Genomic DNA, 18,741 nt, shown 5'->3' on the forward strand with positions numbered 1-18,741 from the left:
CGGTCAACCGTCACCCGGCTGCAGCGGCTTGAGTCGTACCCGCACCAGCCCGAGCAGGGCCAAGGGATCGAGGTACACCGCCGACGCTCCGGCGCCACGGCGTGCGCCCCAGTGCAGGCACCCTCGCAGGCAATCGGCATGTCCGGACTCCAGGACCCCGATCGGTGACCCGCGGGCGACCGCAGTTCCGGCAGGCACCGACCCGGTCACCGGTTCGTAGGTGGTCAACAACCCGTCCGCGTGCCGGATCGACACCACCGGTTTGCCTGCGACCTGACCCGAGAAGTGCACCACCCCAGCGCCTGCCGATCTGACGACCGCGCCGGGTGAGGCCGCCAGGTCCACACCTCGATGTCCGGGGAGCCAGCGCTGCGGCGGTGGTTCGAATCTGCGCAGTACCGATGGCACGGGGGACAGCGGCCAGCTGTAGGCCCGATCGCTGCCGACGGCCGGAGCCGCCCATGCAGGCGGTGCCGAGGGCGAGTTCAGCAGCGAAACGAAGACCAGTGCGGCGATCATCGACGTTGATGCCCGACGCACTTGCCACCTGAAGGCCATGTTGATGATGCTGCCCGGTGATAGGGGATCACGCCAGGTCAGAGACGTGTTTGGGGAGAACGCTGCCAATCATCCACAGTTGCGTCGAGTCGCTTGACAATCAGCGACGCGTGAAGTGGAGAGGCGATTTCTCCTGGAGGCCCCGCGCGCGTAGACTTATATGGCGCTCTCGCCTCGGTGGGAGTGACTTCGCGCGCCTGCGGTCGGCTGACATCAGTCCGTCCGACACGGGGTGTGGGCAGTCCTTCTTTGACAGAGGGTTCCACACCTGACAGGTGCCAGGGTCGGCGACCAACCGGATGCCGACGTCAAACTGCACATGAAAGTGAACACATGGCTGTCGTAACCATGAAGCAGCTGCTGGACAGCGGCGCTCATTTCGGGCATCAGACCCGTCGTTGGAATCCCAAGATGAAGCGATTCATCTTCACCGATCGCAACGGCATCTACATCATCGACTTGCAGCAGACGCTGACCTACATCGACAAGGCGTACGAGTTCGTCAAGGAGACGGTTGCCCACGGTGGCACCATCCTTTTCGTCGGTACCAAGAAGCAGGCTCAGGAATCCATCGCCGCAGAGGCCACCCGCGTCGGCATGCCGTACGTGAACCAGCGCTGGCTCGGCGGAATGCTCACCAACTTCTCGACCGTCCACAAGCGCCTTCTGCGCCTGAAGGACCTCGAGGCCATGGAGCAGACCGGTGGCTTCGAAGGTCGCACCAAGAAGGAAATCCTCATGCTCACGCGTGAGATGACCAAATTGGATCGCACCCTCGGTGGTATCCGGGACATGGCCAAGGTTCCGTCGGCCATCTGGGTCGTCGACACCAACAAGGAGCACCTCGCGGTCTCCGAGGCTCGCAAGCTGAACATCCCGGTCATCGCGATCCTGGACACCAACTGCGATCCCGACCTGGTCGACTACCCGATCCCGGGTAACGACGACGCAATCCGTTCCGCAGCTCTGCTGACCCACGTGATCGCCGCTGCGGTTGCCGAAGGTGTGCAGTCACGCGCCGGACAGGGTTCGTCCGACACCAAGCCTGAGAACGCAGCCGGCGAGCCCCTCGCCGAGTGGGAGCAGGAACTGCTGACGGAGGCCACCGCCCCCGCCGCAGAAGCCCCCGCCGCAGAAGCTCCGGCAGCAGAAGCTCCGGCAGCCGAGGCTCCCGCCGCTGACGCGGAAACCCCTGCACAGGCCTGATTCACTTCTGGTCCGACAACTTCCAGAATCATCGACAACAGGAGGCTCGCCCACCCATGGCGAACTACACCGCCGCTGACGTGAAGCGGCTCCGCGAACTGACCGGTTCGGGAATGCTCGATTGCAAAAATGCTCTGGCCGCCAATGATGGCGATCTCGACAAGGCCGTCGAAGAGCTGCGGATCAAGGGTGCCAAGGACGTCGGCAAGCGTGCCGAGCGGTCCACGGCCGAAGGTCTGATCGCCGCAAAAGACGGCGCGATGATCGAGATCAACTCTGAGACCGACTTCGTCGCGAAGAACGATGAGTTCCAGGCCCTCGCGGCCCAGGTTCTCGACGCTGCGGTTGCCGCGAAGACGTCCGACGTGGAGGTCCTCAAGGCCACGAAGGTCGGCGACAGCACGGTCGACGAGCTCGTTCAGGCGCTTGCTGCGAAGATCGGCGAGAAGCTGGTCCTTCGTCGCGTTGCTTACCACGGTGGCAAGGTTGCCTCGTACCTGCACAAGCGGGCGTCGGATCTGCCGCCGTCCGTTGGTGTCCTGGTCGAGTACACCGGTGACTCCGACGCTGCTGCAGAGGCCGCTCGCGGCGCTGCGATGCAGGTCGCCGCACTGCGCGCCAAGTACGCAACCCGTGACGAGGTCCCCGAGGATGTTGTCGCTTCCGAGCGTCGCATCGCCGAGCAGACCGCTCGTGAGGAGGGCAAGCCAGAGGCTGCGCTCCCCAAGATCGTCGAAGGTCGCGTCAACGGGTTCTACAAGGACGTCGTCCTCGTCGATCAGTCTTCGGTCACGGATTCGAAGAAGACCGTCAAGGCTGTTCTCGATGAGGCGGGCGCTCAGGTAGTGTCGTTCACCCGTTTCGAGGTCGGACAGGCCTGATTTTTGTGCAAAGAACCCCGTGCGAATCATCTGATTCGCCGGGGTTCTTTTGTGCAACGGTCCCGTTACGATCGAGCCCGACACAGATCACCCAGATGCAGATCACAAAGTGTCGGGCGTCAGAATGAGCCTGACGTACACAGGCACAACGAAGGGACACCCCACATGACCGAGGACATCACGCCCGAGCGCACCGGATTCAAGCGCGTGCTTCTCAAGCTCGGTGGCGAGATGTTCGGCGGCGGCAAGGTCGGGCTCGATCCCGATGTTGTCTCGACCGTTGCCGACCAGATCGCCGAAGTGGTCAACTCGGGTGTCCAGGTGGCAGTCGTCATCGGTGGTGGCAACTTCTTCCGCGGCGCCGAACTGCAACAGCGGGGCCTCGAGCGCTCACGTTCCGATTACATGGGCATGCTCGGCACCGTCATGAATTGCCTTGCGCTGCAAGACTTCCTGGAGAAACGCGGCATCGTCACGCGCGTGCAGACCGCCATCACCATGGGTCAGGTCGCCGAACCGTACATTCCACTGCGGGCCGAGCGTCACCTCGAGAAGGGCCGCGTCGTCATCTTCGGCGCCGGCATGGGCATGCCCTACTTCTCCACCGATACCACCGCCGCACAGCGTGCTCTGGAGATCAAGGCCGAGGTGGTGCTGATGGCCAAGGGCGTCGACGGTGTCTATTCCGCCGACCCTCGGGTCGACCCCGACGCCACGCTCTACCGCGAGATCACCCACCGTGAGGTCATCGAAAAGGGCCTCAAGGTCGCAGACGCGACAGCGTTCAGCCTGTGTATGGACAACCAGATGCCGATGCTGGTGTTCAATTTGCTGGTGGAGGGGAACATTGCCCGAGCGGTCGCAGGTGAGAAGATCGGAACACTGGTCAGCACCTGACCGGTCGCAATACCCACATCAGCACGTACACGACAACGGAGGACACCATGATCGACGACGCGCTCCTGGACGCCGAAGAAAAAATGGAAAAAGCAGTCGGTGTCGCGCGCGACGACATGGGCTCGGTCCGGACCGGACGCGCCAATCCGGCGATGTTCAACCGGGTCACCATCGACTACTACGGTTCACAGACCCCGATCACGCAGGTTGCTTCCATCAACACCACCGAAGCGCGCATGGTGGTCATCAAGCCGTATGAGGCCAGCACGCTTGGGCTCATCGAGACCTCCATCCGTAATTCCGATCTCGGCGTCAACCCGACCAATGATGGCAACATCATTCGGATCTCGATTCCGCAGCTGACCGAAGAGCGCCGACGCGAGCTCGTCAAGCAGGTCAAGTCGAAGGGTGAAGACGCCAAGGTCACCATCCGCAACGTGCGCCGCAAGGCCGTCGATGAGCTCAAGCGCATCCAGAAAGACGGCGAAGCCGGCGAAGACGACGTGACCCGGGCGGAAAAAGATCTCGACAAGACCACCGCGTCATACGTCCACCAGATCGATGAGCTGGTCAAGCACAAAGAAGCGGAACTGCTTGAGGTCTGAGTCACCGGTTGGTGACGTACCTCTGGCAGTGACTGAAGGAGCAGGGCATCAGGTGACCGATACAAATCGGCCGCAGGGCACACCAGGACCGCAGCCCAAGGGCTCGACTTCCCGCGCGGGACGTGACCTGCCGGCTGCCATCGGTGTAGGCGGCGCACTCGGTGTGTCGCTGATCCTGATCCTCATCTTCGTACCCGAGGTGTGGTTCCCCGTGGTCGCCGTGGCCATCGGTGTCGCCAGCTGGGAAGTCACCAAGCGGCTGCGTGAGAGCGGCATCAACGTCGCGCTGATCCCGATCCTGGTCGGCGGTCAGGCCATGATGTGGGTGAGCTGGCCGTGGGGTGTCACGGCGTCGATCGTCGCGCTGGCCGCGACGGTCCTGGTGTCGATGATCTGGAAGTTGTTGGCGCAGGGACTGAAATCCGCGCCCGAGAACTACCTGCAAGATCTTGCAGGCACCACACTTGTGTTGTGCTGGCTCCCGTTGATGGGTGCTTTCGGTGCCTCGATGGTCCTCGAGGACAACGGCGCTGCCCGAGTGTTCACACTGGTGATCGTGGTGGTCTGCTCCGACGTCGGCGGCTACGTCTTCGGTGTCCTGCTGGGCAAGCACGCCATGGCGCCGGCCATCAGTCCCAAGAAATCGTGGGAGGGGATGGTCGGCTCCCTGGTCTTCGGCGTTGTCGGGGCGGTCTTGACCATCGTGTTCGTCGTGGACGCTCAATGGTGGATCGGTTTGATCCTGGGACCGGTGCTGGTCATCTGCGCAACGCTCGGCGACCTTGTCGAATCACAGGTCAAGCGCGACCTCGGGATCAAGGACATGGGCACTCTGCTGCCCGGTCACGGCGGTATCATGGACCGTCTCGATTCGCTGCTGCCCTCTGCGTTTGTGGTGTGGGCGATCCTGGGCGCCCTGCTGTAGACAAAGCCAGGTGCGCCCGGTATTCAGAACCGGCCGGAACTCAGGGCTGAGACCTTTTGACGGCCCGGCGGACCTGCAGCATCCGCAGGCTGCCGACGATCGCGGTGATCACCGCACCCAGGATGGCCGCGATCAGCAAGCTGACTCCGAGTGGCAGGCTGACGGTCCAGAAGAACAATTCGATGTTCTGGCTGTCGAGATTCTGCACGATGAATACCAGCAACATCAGGGTGATGACCGCGCCGACGATCAGGCCGACCCAGGCGGCGCGGGTGCGGGTGTGCTTCACATCGTCGAGGGCTTGGCGTCGAAGTTCGTCCCGGTGATCGGCGACGGGCACGTCGCCACCGACCGGGCTGGTTTCCGGGGGAGTCTGGTCCGGGTTCACATAACCCGCGGGTTCCTGCGGGTATCCATCTGTCGGCTGCGTCATATGTCCATCTTCCTCTGACTGTCGCCCGACGACAATCACAGTCGCGAAATTGGCATCTGCGGCGGATCTACGTCACGCTTTAACCATGACAGTTCCGCTTCCGCTGGTGTTTGACGCGCCCAAACGCGGCATGCCTCCACAACACCTTGCAGATCTGGACGCCGAAGGACGTGTCGCCGCGGTCGCAAAACTCGGCCTGCCGAAGTTCCGCGCGGACCAGTTGGCCCGTCAGTACTACTCGCGGCTCAACGCCGATCCCGCAGAGATGACCGATCTACCTGCGGCGATGCGCGAACCGGTGGGACAAGCGCTGTTTCCCCAGCTGATGACCGTGGTCCGGCACGTCGCCTGCGACGACAACACCACTCGCAAGACACTGTGGCGGCTGCACGATGGAACCCTGCTCGAATCGGTGCTGATGCGCTATACCGACCGCACCACGCTCTGCATTTCGAGTCAGGCCGGTTGCGGCATGGCCTGCCCGTTTTGTGCCACCGGGCAGGGCGGCCTGGACCGCAACCTGTCGACCGCCGAAATCGTCGATCAGGTCCGGTCTGCGGCCCGTGCGATGCGTGACGGAGAGCTCGGTGAGCCCGGCCGCCTGTCCAATGTGGTGTTCATGGGCATGGGTGAGCCGCTGGCCAACTACAAGCGCGTGATCGATGCCGTTCGGAAGATCACCTCGCCGGCACCTGACGGTCTGGGAATCTCCCAGCGGTCGGTGACGGTGTCCACGGTGGGCCTGGCCCCTGCGATCCGCCGGATGGCCGACGAAGGCCTCACCGTCACGCTCGCGGTGTCCCTGCACACTCCGGACGACGAACTGCGCGACACCCTGGTGCCGGTGAACAACCGGTGGTCGGTGAAAGAGGTGCTCGACGCCGCCCGCTACTACGCGGACAGCACCGGTCGCCGGGTCTCGATCGAATACGCCCTGATCCGCGACATCAACGACCAGCCCTGGCGCGCCGACATGCTCGGTGACAAACTGCGCAAGGCTCTGGGCCCGCTGGTGCACGTGAACCTGATTCCGCTCAACCCGACACCGGGTTCGAAGTGGGATGCCAGCCCGAAGCCCGCCGAACGGGAGTTCGTCAGACGTGTCCTCGCCCAGGGTGTGTCGTGCACGGTTCGAGACACCAGGGGCCAGGAGATCGGCGCAGCCTGCGGGCAGTTGGCAGCCGAAGAGAAGTAGTCGTTGGGGCATCCGGCTCGCACCGGGTGCAACCGAGCTGCATCCGGGCTGCATCCGGGCTGCATTGTCCGAGCGCGATCATTGAACTCGAATCACTCGATACGAGGACAGGAATCGTGCCATGACCAGCACCACATCACCCACCACATCCGATTCGTCGGTCGAACAGTTCGCCGACGCCGTGTTCGCAGACCTGTTGGGAGCGCAGAACGTCTTCGCGCTCTATCTCGGCGATCGACTCGATTGGTACCGGACGCTTGCGACCGAGGGGCCGATTACCGCCGACGAGCTGGCGCACCGCACGGGCACCGTCGGCCGGTACGCCCGCGAGTGGCTCGAGCACCAAAGCGTTGCCGGGTACATCACGGCGTTGACGGAACATGAGCCGGTCCGGTTCGCACTGCCACCGGCGCACGCCGAGGTTCTGGTGAACCAGGACAGCCTGAACTACATGGCGTCGATATCCCGCTTCTTCGCGGCCACAGGCGCGGCCTTGCCTGCTCTGATCGAGGCGTACCGCAACGGTGGTGGCGTGTCGTGGCAACAGCTCGGCACCGACGCCCGCGAGGCGCAGGCCTACGCCAACCGGCCCATGTTCCTCGGCCAGCTCGCCCAGGAGTTCATCCCGAAGGTGCCGGACCTGCACAGTCGGTTGCAGTCGACCGGTCGGGTCGCCGATATCGGTTGCGGTGAAGGTTGGTCGGCGATCGCCCTGGCACTGGGTTACCCAGAGATCACGGTCGACGGCTTCGACGTCGACGCCGCGTCCATCGCGGCGGCCACCAGAAACGCCGCGGCCCACGGTGTGGGGGACCGGGTGCAATTCCGGATCGCGGACCTGCGGGAATCCGATCTGCAGGAATCCGAGCTGTCCGGTCGGTACGACGCGGTGTTCGCGTTCGAATGCGTCCACGACCTGTCTGATCCGGTGGCGTTCCTTGCGACCGCGCGACGGATTGCAGCAGCCGCCGCCCCGGTGGTGATCATGGATGAGCGCACCGCGGAAACCTTCTCCGCCGATGCCGGCCCTGTCGAACAGCTTCTCTACGGATTTTCGATCCTGTGCTGCCTGCCCGATGGCATGTCCGATCCGGACAGCGCCGCGACCGGGACGGTGATGCGGCATTCAACGCTCGAAAGTTATGCTCGCTCAGCCGGATTCGATGGTGCGACGGTCGTCGACATCGATCACGATCTGTTCCGTTTCTACCGTCTCCAATGACCCTTCCCGGCACTCGAGCAGTCGTCGGCTCTCGGTGACGGCGATCCGGCCTGCGGTCGACAGGTCGCGGGCTGCGCCGGCCGCGTACTCGGTGTCGAACACTTCGGCTCCGAGCCCGTCGCGCAGGGCGCGGAGGTGCCGACGAGGACAGGCGCGCGGTCCCGTCGGGTAGATCGAAAGCGCTACTTGCGCTTCTTCCACTTTCCGCGGCTGACGACCTCGCCGCGAACGAGCATGAAGATCAGCAAGGCGACGAATCCGAGCAGGTAGAAGTCTTCGATATGACCCTCATGATTGCCGACCAGCATGGCGAGCAACGCGATGACCGAAACCCAGGCGGCGATCTTGAACGTCTTGATGCCTTCGCCGTGCCAGCCGAACCGAGCTGAAGGCGCTTCCGCGGGTTCGGGCTTGTACTCGACCTCAGTGCTGGCCACGATTACTCCTGCTGGTTTCGATCCGACTTTTGCTGCGATGAGCATATCGCGACCCGATGCGTACCGGCAGTCGCGGTCCCGTCTGTGCGGGATGGACGGCGCGGCGTGATGCTGACGCGCGCTCGACCGGCGGCGTTGCCGGGCCGGTGCCAGAATGATTCGGTGCCGCTCGAGAACCACACCCGTGCCGACTATCCGAGAGATCTGATCGGATACGGCCCCACGCCCCCTGACCCGCAATGGCCAGGACAGGCGAACATCGCCGTTCAATTTGTCCTGAATTACGAAGAGGGCTCGGAGAACAACGTCCTCGACGGTGATCCGGGGAGCGAGACGTTCCTCTCGGAGATGGCAGGCGTCGCGGCCTTTCCGAACCGGCACATGAGCATGGAGTCGCTGTACGAGTACGGGTCGCGGGCCGGTCTGTGGCGGGTGTTGCGGGTATTCGAACGCCGTGGGCTCCCGCTGACGATCTTCGCCGTCGCCCAGGCGATGGCGCGCAACCCCGAGGCGGTGGCGGCTTTTCTCGAACGCGGCGACGAGATCGCCTCACACGGACTGCGATGGCTGAATTATCAGCTCACCGAACCCGACGTCGAGCGTGAGCACATGGCCGAAGCCATGGAAATCCTCACCGAACTCACCGGCAGCGCACCGCTGGGCTGGTACACCGGCCGCGACTCCCCGAACACCCGGCGCCTGGTCGTCGAACACGGTGGGTTGCTCTACGACTCCGACAGCTACGCCGACGACCTGCCCTACTGGGTGAAGGTGCCCTCGGGCGAATCGCAGATCGACCACCTCGTGGTGCCGTACACACTCGACACCAACGACATGAAGTTCGCGTCCCCGGCCGGGTTTCCCTCGGGGGATCAGTTCTATGCCCATCTCAGAGACGCGTTCGACGTTCTCTACGCCGAAGGCGAGGCCGGGGCACCCAAGATGCTCTCGATCGGTCTGCATTGCCGGTTGGCCGGGCGTCCCGCGCGGACCGCGGCTCTTGAGCGCTTCCTCGATCATGTGCAGTCCCACGACAAGGTCTGGATCACCCGCCGCATCGACATCGCACGGCACTGGATCGCGACGCACCCGCCGACCGGATAGTGCCGACCGGACAGTCCTTGGGCCAAGACAGCTACGCGATCCCTGTCAGCGCCAGGCAGAATGTCGCGACCGCGGTCAACAGGTAAAAGCCGGGAAACGCGATGTTGTAGAACACGCGAGCCCCGATGTGGAAGATCATCGCGCCGACGAAGAACATCACCAGGCCGGCCGAAGCCGCAACCACCAGTAACGGTGCGTCCATGACAACTCCGATCAGGACACCGAGGGCTCCGGCTGCCTTGCACGTCGCCAGCCACGGAAGCCACGCGATGGGCACGTTCACCTCCGCAGAATTGGCCAGGACAAAGGGGGCCCGGAACCAGTCGGCGACCACGATGGCCGCATTGATGGCGACGGTGACGCCTGCAATGGCGAGATAGATTGTGTGCATGGCTCTTTCACGTCCTCTTCGATGCTGCGGACGGAAACGCTTGTAGGGTCACGTCGGGTACTTCCTCCGATGTCGTCGTTCGATGATTGGTGGCACTTCTTCGACGCCGGCGACACCCGAAAGGTGACCCCATGGATCCGGACCTGCTGATCACACAATTCGAGGTGAACCGCGCGCACCTGCGGGCGGTTGCCTACCGGATCACCGGAAATCTGCACGACGCCGACGACGCGCTGCAGGCGGCGTGGATCAAGGCGCGGTCCACCGCGCCGCAATCGATCGATCGACCTGCTGCCTGGCTGACGACCGTCACCTCGCGGGAAGCACTCGACGTTCTCCGAGGCCGGCAACGACGGGCCGAAGTCGACATCGATCGACTCGAGGACCCCCGGGCCGCCGGGCCGGGGCCGGAGGAGGAGGCACTCTGGGTCGACTCCGTCGGACGTGCGCTCCTCGTTGTCTTGGATCGACTCTCGCCTGCGCAACGCGTTGCTTTTGTGCTGCACGACCTGTTCGCCGTGCCGTTCGAAGACATCGCCCTGGTTTTGCAGCGATCACCGGACGCAGCCAAAAAGCTTGCCAGTCGGGCGCGCTCTCGCGTCCGTCCGCCGCACGAAGGCATCGCGCCGGTGGCCGACACCGCCCTGGTGAAGGCTTATCTCGAAGCCTCCCGCAGTGGCGACATCGCCTCATTACTGACGTTGCTGGCACCTGATGTGGTCAGAATCGCCGACAGCACGCTGCTACCCGCACACGTGGCAGCGGTTGTCCGGGGCAGCCATGCCGTCGCAGATCAGACGCGGGATTTCCAGGACCGGGCACTGATCGCGGAGGTCGCGCTGGTCGACGGTCATCCGGCTGTGATCATCGCGCCATCCGGACGCCTCGTCGCGGCGATGCTGTTCAACATCGATGCCGCCGTCATCCACGAAATCCGTGTTGTCGCAGCGGCCGACCTGAGTACGGCCAGAATCGCCCTGGCCGCTTCGGCGGGTGCATAGCCGGGAGTTGCGGCGATCGAGGACACTGGAGAGGTGACCACACGTGTTCTCATCCTCGGCAGCACCGGATCGATCGGCACCCAGGCGCTGGAAGTGATCGCCGCCAACCGTGATCGCTTCACGGTGGTGGGCCTCGGCGCCGGCGGGGGAAACGTGGATCTACTCGCCAAACAGATCGTGGACCTCGGACTGTCCGGCTCAGCGGTCGCCGTGGCCGATCCGAACAAAGTGGACAAGGTCGCGGCGATGGCCGGGGTCGAGGGCATCCGCAGCGGGCCCGATGCCATGTGTGAGCTGATCGAGAACGTCGAGGCTGATGTCGTCCTGAACGCGGTGGTGGGTTCGCTGGGCCTGCGGCCGACGCTGGCCGCGCTCGCCTCCGGCGCGCGGCTGGCACTGGCCAACAAGGAATCGCTGGTTGCCGGTGGCGCGCTGGTGCTCGCTGCCGCGGCACCGGGCCAGATCGTCGCGGTCGATTCCGAACACTCGGCGATCGCGCAATGCCTGCGGGGCGGCACCGCCGACGAGGTCGACCGGCTTGTGCTGACAGCCTCCGGTGGACCGTTCTATGGCTGGGACGCAGCACAATTGGTCAATGTCACGCCGGAGCAGGCGGGCAAGCATCCGACCTGGTCGATGGGACCGATGATCACGCTCAACTCGGCCACGCTGGTGAACAAGGCGCTCGAGGTGATCGAGGCGCACCTGTTGTTCGGTGTTCCGTACGACCACATCGATGTCACCGTTCATCGGCAGTCGATCGTGCATTCCATGGTCACGTTCATCGACGGGGCCACCATCGCCAAGGCCTCACCGCCCTCGATGAAACTGCCGATCGCGTTGGCGCTGGGCTGGCCCGACCGGATCGCAGGCGCCTCCGCCGCCTGCGACTTCAGTCAGGCGAGTACCTGGACTTTTGCCCCCGTCGACAACGCCGTGTTCCCGGCGATCGACCTGGCCCGCGAGGCGGGAACCCGGGGCGGCTGCCTGACCGCTGTGTTCAACGCCGCCAACGAGGCCGCCGCCGACGGCTTCTTCGCCGGGCAGATCACGTTCCCGCGGATCGTCGGCATCGTGGGTGAGGTGCTCGCCGATGCGGATCAGTGGTCCGCGGACCCAGGTACGGTGGATGACGTTCTTGCGGCCGATGCCTGGGCACGCACACGCGCTACAGCGCTTGTAGCCGGCGCGCGCCGCTAAATGATCGAGAAGGGTAAGTACGACCGATGATGTTCGTCTTGGGCGTGGTGCTCTTTGCTTTCGGTTTGCTGGCCTCGATCGCGTGGCACGAGTGCGGCCACATGTGGGCCGCGCAACGTACGGGCATGAAGGTGCGCCGCTACTTCGTGGGCTTCGGTCCGACAATGTGGTCGACGCGTAGGGGCGAGACCGAGTACGGCGTCAAGGCGGTGCCGCTCGGCGGATTCTGCGACATCGCCGGCATGACCACCCACGACGAGATCGCGCCGGAAGACGAGTCCCGGGCGATGTACAAGCAGAAGCCGTGGAAGCGGCTCGTTGTACTTGTCGCCGGTCCGGCGATGAACCTGATCCTCGGGTTCGCGCTCATCGTCATCATGGCGATCGCCTGGGGTCTGCCGAGCCTGAACGAGACGTTGCCTGCGAAGGTCGGAGCAGTTCAGTGCGTCGGCGAAACCACGACCAACGGGAAGAGCGCTGAGTGTTCAGGTGAAGGCCCAGCCCAGCAGGCCGGACTTCTGCCCGGGGACACCGTCGTTGCGGCAAACGGCAAGAAGATCGACGACTACGCCGAGCTCAGCAAGATTCTGCAGGCAGCCAGCGCGCCGGTCGCCCTCACCGTTGACCGCGGGGGTGAGCAGCTCGATCTGATGGTCACACCACAACCGGTCGCCGCCACGGTGACCGACAGTGAGGGCGTGGCCACAACCAAGACCGTCGGCATGGTGGGAATCACCTACGATCTGCAAGCTGCGTGGGAGCATCCGTCGGTGCTCGGTGCTGTCCCGGCCGCAGCCGGATTCACCGGCGACCTGATGGTGCGGACCTGGGAATCGCTGATCTCGTTGCCCTCGAAGATCGGTGACCTGTGGACGTCGGTCACCGGCGGAGAACGCGCCGCCGACACCCCGGTCAGCGTTGTCGGTGCTTCGGTCATCGGCGGCGACGCGGCCGATCACGGTGTGTGGTGGTTCTTCATCTTCCTGTTGGCCAGCATCAACTTCTTCCTGGCACTGTTCAATTTGGTCCCGCTACTACCCTTGGATGGTGGGCACATGGCGATCGTGGGCTACGAGAAGGTGCGCAACGCGTTGCGCAGTTCCCGTGGCCTGGCCGCCGGACCGCCCGTCGATTACATGAAGTTGATGCCGATCACGTATGTCGTACTGGTGATCATGGGTGGATACATGGCCCTGACGCTCACCGCCGACATCGTGAACCCCATCAAGGCGTTCTAGCCAACAGCGAAGTTTTTTTCATCGATCAGGAAGTGACACAACGATGAGTGCAGACGCAACCGCTATCGGTCTGGGGATGCCACCGGTGCCTCCGCCGGTACTTGCGCCGCGCCGGAAGACCCGCCAACTCCAGGTCGGTTCGGTGCCGGTGGGCAGCGACCACCCGGTATCGGTCCAGTCGATGACGACAACCAAGACCCACGACATCAATGCGACGCTGCAGCAGATCGCGGAACTGACCGCGGCGGGCTGTGACATCGTCCGCGTGGCGTGCCCCCGTCCCGAGGACGCGGAGGCGCTTCCGGCGATCGCCAAGAAGTCGCAGATCCCGGTCATCGCCGACATCCACTTTCAGCCGAAGTACATTTTTGCTGCCATCGACGCCGGTTGTGCTGCCGTGCGGGTCAACCCCGGCAACATCAAGGAGTTCGACGGTCGGGTCAAAGAGGTCGCAAAAGCCGCGGGTGCCGCCGGGATCCCCATCCGGATCGGCGTCAACGCCGGTTCACTGGATCCGCGACTGCTCAAGAAGTACGGGAAGGCCACACCGGAGGCGCTGGTCGAGTCGGCGCTGTGGGAGGCGGGCCTGTTCGAGGAGCACGGTTTCGGCGACATCAAGATCTCGGTCAAACACAATGACCCGGTGATCATGGTCGAGGCGTACCGGCAGCTCGCGGCCGCCTGCGACTATCCACTGCACCTCGGCGTCACCGAGGCCGGACCGGCGTTCCAGGGCACGATCAAATCGGCCGTGGCGTTTGGCGCGTTGCTGGCCGAAGGTATCGGCGACACCATCCGCGTGTCCCTGTCGGCCCCGCCGATCGAGGAGATCAAGGTCGGCAACCAGATCCTGCAGTCCCTGAACCTGCGTCCGCGCAAACTCGAGATCGTGTCGTGCCCGTCGTGTGGGCGTGCGCAGGTCGACGTCTACAAACTCGCCGAAGAGGTCAGCGCCGGACTCGAGGGGATGGAGATCCCGCTGCGCGTGGCCGTGATGGGTTGTGTGGTCAACGGGCCGGGGGAGGCCCGCGAGGCCGATCTCGGTGTTGCCTCAGGCAATGGCCGCGGTCAGATCTTCGTCAAGGGTGAGGTCATCAAGACCGTCCCCGAAGCGCAGATCGTGGAGACACTCATCGAAGAGGCGATGCGGATCGCCGACGCCGCCGGTGAATCCGAATCGGGTGCACCGACTGTCACGGTGAGCTGACCGACTTTTTCGGCGAGCTGACCGATTGTCTTGAGCGAGCTGAACGAATTGTCACGGTGAGCTGACTGGGCACCGGGCGGGCTGGCAGAATGGCGTGGGTACGCAATCGTCTGTTGAGACCCTGGGAGCCGCGGTGCTGAAGCTGTTGGGTGACCGTCCGCTCGGTGAGCGGGATTTCTACGCGGTGACCCATGCCCTGGCCCAGGATCCGGTGGCCTCCTGCATGGTGGCCGCCCGGGTCGAAGACCACGGCATCCACCCCAGATCCCTCGGCGGTGAGTTGTGGAGCAACGACCAGCCGATGTCGTCGCTGTGTTTCTCTGGTGCCAACCTGGTGCCGTTGTTCGGGACCGCGGACGATGTCCAGATCTTCGCCGAACGGGCGGTACGCAATCCGCGTGCGTGTTCGTCGATCGTGGGTCCGACCGAACTGGTGATGCCGCTGTGGGAATACACCAGCGAATACTGGGGTCCGGCCCGTGAAATCCGGTGCAGCCAACCACTTTTGGCCTTGGCAACCGAGCCGGCGATCGCCGGTGACCCGTTGGTGCGACGTGTCCGTCTCGACGAGATCGACGCCTATCTGCCTGCTGCGGTGGAAATGTTCATCGGGGAGGTCGGTGTCGACCCTTGCGCCGGAGACGGTGGGCGTTCATACCGTCGCCGGATCGCCGGACTGATCAATGCCGGCCGGGCGTATGCGCGGTTCGAGAACGGTGAAGTGGTGTTCAAGGCAGAGGTCGGCGCGCTCTCCCGCAGCGTCGGCCAGATCCAGGGAGTCTGGGTTTCTCCGGACAAGCGTGGGCTCGGGCTCGGCACCGCCGGTACGGCTGCAGTTGTCGAAGCGATCGTCTGTGGGGGCAGGACGGCCAGCCTGTACGTCAATTCCTTCAATATCGCCGCGCGCGAGGCGTATCGACGCGTCGGCATGCACGAGGTCGGGACCTTCGCCACGGTCCTGGTCGACTGACACCAGGCCCCATGTCCGGCAGCAGCCGCTGCTTGCCCGACTGTGTACGCCATGTGGTTGAGGCGCCGACTTGCGCAGCCCCTGTTGCTTCATGCCTTGAGCGCCGCGAACATCGAGGTAGACCTTACGTCCGATGACGTGAACAACCCCCGCTCAGCGTGACCGAGCCGCGTTCGATTCCGGCAACGAAGTCCGACATCGCCCGCCTTGTGAAGACCTCCCTCAGTGAGAGGGGCATCACACTCCGTATCCGAAAATCGTTGACACCGACTTGTACCCAAGCTAACGTCATTTCTAATACCGAAACCAAATTCGAAATGCCGAAATGAGACGGTTGATGTCGAATAACAATTTTGTACGGCGGGCGCTGGCTGGCTCGAATCTGCACGCTCTGCGTTTGGCCCTGCTGCATGCGACGCAGGACCCCGCATTGGCGGAGATGAAGCTCGAGTTGGTGCCGATCCGAAGCGGCGCTGCGTTCGAGATGACGATCGCCGAGGAATCGCGTGAGGAGCTTTTCTCCATAGCTGAGGACTTTTTGGCCCACAAGGCCGCTGATTACATTCCGCGGGACCTCGATGAGGGTGAGCTGCGCAAGATGATGGAGTTGGCTCTGGGGCAGGAATTGACCGAGGCGGAGTTCGCGGTGGCGCGCACGATGCCCGCGGTCGATGAGTTTCCTCTGTTCACGCAGTGGACCGGCGAGCGTCCCGCCCGTACCGATGAGTTCTCGGTGGTGATCATCGGCGCGGGGTTGTGCGGTATTGCGATGGCTGTGCAGCTCGAGCAGCTCGGTATCTCCTATGTGATCTATGAGCGTCGGCCGGACGTGGGTGGCACGTGGGCGATCAACACCTATCCGGATGCGCGGGTCGACACCGCGAGCACCACTTACGAGTACAGCTTTGTGAAGAACCATCCGTGGACCGAGCAGTTCGCACGCCAGCCCGAGGTGCGCGGCTACGTGGAGATGGTCGCAAAGAACTACGGGGTGTTCGACAACATCCGGTTCGAGCATGAGGTGCAGGCGGCCGAGTTCGATGAACGGTCATCGTCGTGGGCGCTGCGTGTGTCGGACGCGGACGGTGTGGCATGGGATGTCAGCAGCAATTTCGTGGTCACCGCGACCGGATTGTTCTCCACGCCGAAAAAGCTTGTCGCCGAGGGTATCGAGGACTTCGCGGGCGAAATCATCCACACCACCGAGTGGACCGATGAGCACAGCGCGCAGGGGAAGTCAGTCGCCATCATCGGTAACGGTTCGACCGGTGTTCAGATTCTGTCGAGGATCGCCGAGGACGCAGCCCAGGTTCATGTGTTCCAGCGGACGCCGCAGTGGATTGCACCGCGCGAAGGTTATGGCGAGCCGGTCAGTCCGGAGATGCGTTGGATTCTGGATAACATCCCGCACTACTGGAATTGGGCCCGTACCACTGCACTGAAACCGAACAATCCGCGCGATACGATCCAGCCCGATCCCGAATGGCAGGCTGCTGGTGGGATTTTCAGTAAGAGCAACGACAACTTGCGGAAGAATCTGACCCAGTACATCCGTTCGCAGGTCGATGATCGCGCCGATCTGGTCGACAAGCTCATTCCTGATTACACCCCGGCAGCTCGGCGCCCGATCGTCGACAACGGTTGGTATCGCTCACTGACCCGCGACAACGTCGAGCTGGTGACCGAGGGCATCGAAAAGTTCACCGAGGGCGGGATCATCACTGCCGACGGCGTCGAGAGAAAGATTGATCTGGCGCTCACCGCTGTCGGTTTCGAAGTGACCAAGTGGCTCTGGCCCATCGATTTTCGTGGGCGCGGTGGGGTGCACATCGAAGAGCGTTGGAACCGGGAGGGTGGTCCGCGGGCCTATCAGGGTGTGGCGATCCCGGAGTTTCCGAATCTGTTTGTGCTCTATGGCCCGAATGCGCAGCCGGCGACCGGTGGCGGGATCGGGGTCGGTGGGCTGCCTGCGTGGATGGAGGCGTGGGTGGGGTATATCGGGCGGGTGATCGTCGCGGTGGTCGAGGACGGTCAGATGGGCGCTGAAGTGACCGAGGAGGCGTTCTGGGAGTACAACAACGCTGTCGATGACGAGGCGAGCAAGCTGATCTGGCTCCATCCTGCGGCCAACCCCGAGCGAAACTACTACGTCAATGAGCACGGTCGTCTTGGCACGAGTACTCCGTTGTCCGGTCTGGACCTCGGAACGCGCTTTTTGCATCTCGATCGCAGCGATTTCACGTTCACCGATGTCGGACGGGGTTCAACGGACGCAGAGGTCGGAGACGACTTCGACGACCTCGTAACAGTTGCCTGACACTCCCGGCGAACGTGCGTTGTCCCTCACTCGGTTGAGTTTCCCGACCGCGGGCTCGCCGAGTCGGGGGCACGAATTCCTTTGGCCCACAATCAGAATGGATGCCGTATGACCCAAACCCAAGAGCATGCCATCACCGACGCGTTTTTGGTGTCAGACAAAATAGCACTTGTCACCGGCGCCGGAAGTGGCATCGGACAGGAGACGGCGATTGTGCTCGCGTCGGCAGGGGCGCGTGTGATCGCGACCGACGTGAACGAATCCGGCTTGGACGAGACGCGTTCTCGCGCCGCCGAGCAGGGGTTCACGGTCACGACCCGACTGCTGGACGTATCTGACCCCGCAGCGGTGTCGGCCGTCGTCGATGACGTCGTCGCCGACCACGGGCGGCTCGATATCCTCGTCAATGCTGCCGGCATCCAGATCATGCGAAAAGCTCTCGAGGTCACGCCCGAGGAACTCGAGAAGGTGCTGCGCATCAACCTGAGCGGCACGTTCTTCGCGTGCCAGGCCGCGGGCCGGGTCATGTCGGCGGGCGGGTGCATCGTCAATCTCGCCTCGGGCATCATCGACAGCGCCAGTGCTGGGCGCATCACCTACGCGATCTCGAAAGGTGGTGTGGCGCAACTGACTCGCACCTTCGCGGTGGAGCTCGGTGCTGCAGGCATCCGCGTCAACGCCATTGCACCGGGCTGGGTCGAGACGGGGCTGACCAGGCAACATTGGACCAACCCCGACGGCACCGTCGACGATGGCAAGCGCACCGAATACGTGGCGATGATGGCAGCGGCGTCGCCGCTCAAGACGGTCGGGACCGTCCGCGACATAGCGTTGTCGGCGCTCACACTCGCGTTGGGGGCGAGCGCATTCGTGACCGGCCAGGTGGTGCGGGTCAACGGTGGGACGCACATGGTCTGACCCGTTTTCCGCCGTTTGCGGAGATCCCCGGGTGCT

General features: G+C 63.8%; 20 protein-coding genes. 15 read left to right on the forward strand and 5 right to left on the reverse strand.

Annotated features, from left to right (window positions below; genetic code table 11):
* Nucleotides 1-3: 3 nt before the first annotated feature.
* Nucleotides 4-558: a M23 family metallopeptidase gene (locus AC1TQG_RS17510; protein WP_482139036.1), complete on the reverse strand. Its 555-nt coding sequence runs from the start codon at nt 556-558 to the stop codon at nt 4-6.
* A gap of 333 nt (nt 559-891) precedes the next feature.
* Here AC1TQG_RS17510 and rpsB point away from each other — a divergent pair, with 333 nt between their 5' ends.
* The 5 genes from rpsB to AC1TQG_RS17535 all read left to right on the forward strand — a co-directional run bounded on the left by rpsB (nt 892) and on the right by AC1TQG_RS17535 (nt 5,072).
* Nucleotides 892-1,764 carry a 30S ribosomal protein S2 gene (gene rpsB, locus AC1TQG_RS17515; protein WP_482139038.1) on the forward strand — a complete coding sequence of 291 codons (873 nt, stop codon included), beginning with the start codon at nt 892-894 and terminating at the stop codon, nt 1,762-1,764.
* A gap of 56 nt (nt 1,765-1,820) precedes the next feature.
* Complete coding sequence (tsf, locus tag AC1TQG_RS17520) at nt 1,821-2,645, forward strand: translation elongation factor Ts (RefSeq protein ID WP_482139040.1); 825 nt, start codon at nt 1,821-1,823, stop codon at nt 2,643-2,645.
* A gap of 165 nt (nt 2,646-2,810) precedes the next feature.
* A complete protein-coding gene (gene pyrH, locus AC1TQG_RS17525) occupies nt 2,811-3,542 on the forward strand; it encodes a UMP kinase (RefSeq protein WP_482139042.1) in 732 nt (243 codons plus the stop codon).
* 47 nt (nt 3,543-3,589) lie between these two features.
* Entirely contained in the window at nt 3,590-4,147 is a 558-nt protein-coding gene (gene frr / locus AC1TQG_RS17530) for a ribosome recycling factor (RefSeq protein ID WP_482139043.1), read from the forward strand.
* On the forward strand, nt 4,104-5,072 hold the full coding sequence (locus AC1TQG_RS17535) for a phosphatidate cytidylyltransferase (protein ID WP_482139045.1): 969 nt from the start codon (nt 4,104-4,106) through the stop codon (nt 5,070-5,072). The genes frr and AC1TQG_RS17535 overlap by 44 nt, the downstream gene beginning before the upstream one ends.
* A gap of 40 nt (nt 5,073-5,112) precedes the next feature.
* Here AC1TQG_RS17535 and AC1TQG_RS17540 read toward each other — a convergent pair whose 3' ends face one another.
* Nucleotides 5,113-5,505, reverse strand: coding sequence for a LapA family protein (locus AC1TQG_RS17540; RefSeq protein ID WP_482139047.1), 393 nt, complete (start codon nt 5,503-5,505; stop codon nt 5,113-5,115).
* A gap of 85 nt (nt 5,506-5,590) precedes the next feature.
* On the opposite strand from AC1TQG_RS17540, the gene rlmN reads away from it, so the two are divergent.
* Nucleotides 5,591-6,700, forward strand: a complete 1,110-nt coding sequence (gene rlmN, locus AC1TQG_RS17545; protein ID WP_482139049.1) for a dual-specificity RNA methyltransferase RlmN — start codon at nt 5,591-5,593, stop codon at nt 6,698-6,700.
* Nucleotides 6,701-6,821: 121 nt separating this feature from the next.
* Entirely contained in the window at nt 6,822-7,922 is a 1,101-nt protein-coding gene (locus tag AC1TQG_RS17550; protein WP_482139051.1) for a class I SAM-dependent methyltransferase, read from the forward strand.
* Here the strand turns inward: AC1TQG_RS17550 and AC1TQG_RS17555 are convergent.
* Both AC1TQG_RS17555 and AC1TQG_RS17560 read right to left on the reverse strand, forming a co-directional pair.
* On the reverse strand, nt 7,851-8,123 hold the full coding sequence (locus tag AC1TQG_RS17555) for a hypothetical protein (protein ID WP_482139053.1): 273 nt from the start codon (nt 8,121-8,123) through the stop codon (nt 7,851-7,853). The two genes, AC1TQG_RS17550 and AC1TQG_RS17555, sit on opposite strands and share 72 nt — an antisense overlap.
* Nucleotides 8,105-8,359 (reverse strand): DUF2631 domain-containing protein, encoded by a 255-nt coding sequence (locus AC1TQG_RS17560; RefSeq protein WP_482139055.1) that lies wholly within the window; start codon nt 8,357-8,359, stop codon nt 8,105-8,107. Before AC1TQG_RS17560 ends, AC1TQG_RS17555 begins: the two co-directional genes overlap by 19 nt.
* Nucleotides 8,360-8,521: 162 nt before the next feature.
* On the opposite strand from AC1TQG_RS17560, the gene puuE reads away from it, so the two are divergent.
* Nucleotides 8,522-9,463 carry an allantoinase PuuE gene (puuE, locus tag AC1TQG_RS17565; protein ID WP_482139057.1) on the forward strand — a complete coding sequence of 314 codons (942 nt, stop codon included), beginning with the start codon at nt 8,522-8,524 and terminating at the stop codon, nt 9,461-9,463.
* 31 nt (nt 9,464-9,494) lie between these two features.
* On the opposite strand, the gene AC1TQG_RS17570 is transcribed toward puuE, so the two are convergent.
* Nucleotides 9,495-9,854 (reverse strand): DoxX family protein, encoded by a 360-nt coding sequence (locus AC1TQG_RS17570; protein WP_482139058.1) that lies wholly within the window; start codon nt 9,852-9,854, stop codon nt 9,495-9,497.
* Nucleotides 9,855-9,985: 131 nt separating this feature from the next.
* On the opposite strand from AC1TQG_RS17570, the gene AC1TQG_RS17575 reads away from it, so the two are divergent.
* From AC1TQG_RS17575 to AC1TQG_RS17605, 7 genes are all read left to right on the forward strand, one after another.
* The gene (locus AC1TQG_RS17575; protein WP_482139060.1) at nt 9,986-10,855 is read left to right on the forward strand and encodes a sigma-70 family RNA polymerase sigma factor; all 870 of its coding nucleotides are present in this window, start codon (nt 9,986-9,988) and stop codon (nt 10,853-10,855) included.
* A 33-nt stretch (nt 10,856-10,888) separates the two neighbouring features.
* Nucleotides 10,889-12,055: a 1-deoxy-D-xylulose-5-phosphate reductoisomerase gene (gene dxr / locus AC1TQG_RS17580; protein WP_482139062.1), complete on the forward strand. Its 1,167-nt coding sequence runs from the start codon at nt 10,889-10,891 to the stop codon at nt 12,053-12,055.
* Between the two features lie 26 nt (nt 12,056-12,081).
* Nucleotides 12,082-13,293, forward strand: a complete 1,212-nt coding sequence (locus tag AC1TQG_RS17585) for a M50 family metallopeptidase (RefSeq protein WP_482139064.1) — start codon at nt 12,082-12,084, stop codon at nt 13,291-13,293.
* A 43-nt stretch (nt 13,294-13,336) separates the two neighbouring features.
* On the forward strand, nt 13,337-14,500 hold the full coding sequence (gene ispG, locus AC1TQG_RS17590) for a flavodoxin-dependent (E)-4-hydroxy-3-methylbut-2-enyl-diphosphate synthase (RefSeq protein WP_482139066.1): 1,164 nt from the start codon (nt 13,337-13,339) through the stop codon (nt 14,498-14,500).
* 133 nt (nt 14,501-14,633) lie between these two features.
* The gene (locus AC1TQG_RS17595) at nt 14,634-15,470 is read left to right on the forward strand and encodes a GNAT family N-acetyltransferase (protein ID WP_482139068.1); all 837 of its coding nucleotides are present in this window, start codon (nt 14,634-14,636) and stop codon (nt 15,468-15,470) included.
* Between the two features lie 337 nt (nt 15,471-15,807).
* Nucleotides 15,808-17,787, forward strand: a complete 1,980-nt coding sequence (locus AC1TQG_RS17600) for a flavin-containing monooxygenase (protein WP_482139070.1) — start codon at nt 15,808-15,810, stop codon at nt 17,785-17,787.
* 108 nt (nt 17,788-17,895) lie between these two features.
* Nucleotides 17,896-18,705, forward strand: a complete 810-nt coding sequence (locus tag AC1TQG_RS17605; protein WP_482139072.1) for an SDR family NAD(P)-dependent oxidoreductase — start codon at nt 17,896-17,898, stop codon at nt 18,703-18,705.
* The last annotated feature ends 36 nt before the right edge of the window (nt 18,706-18,741 follow it).

The sequence above is a fragment of the Williamsia sp. Y844 genome (genome assembly GCF_056786475.1).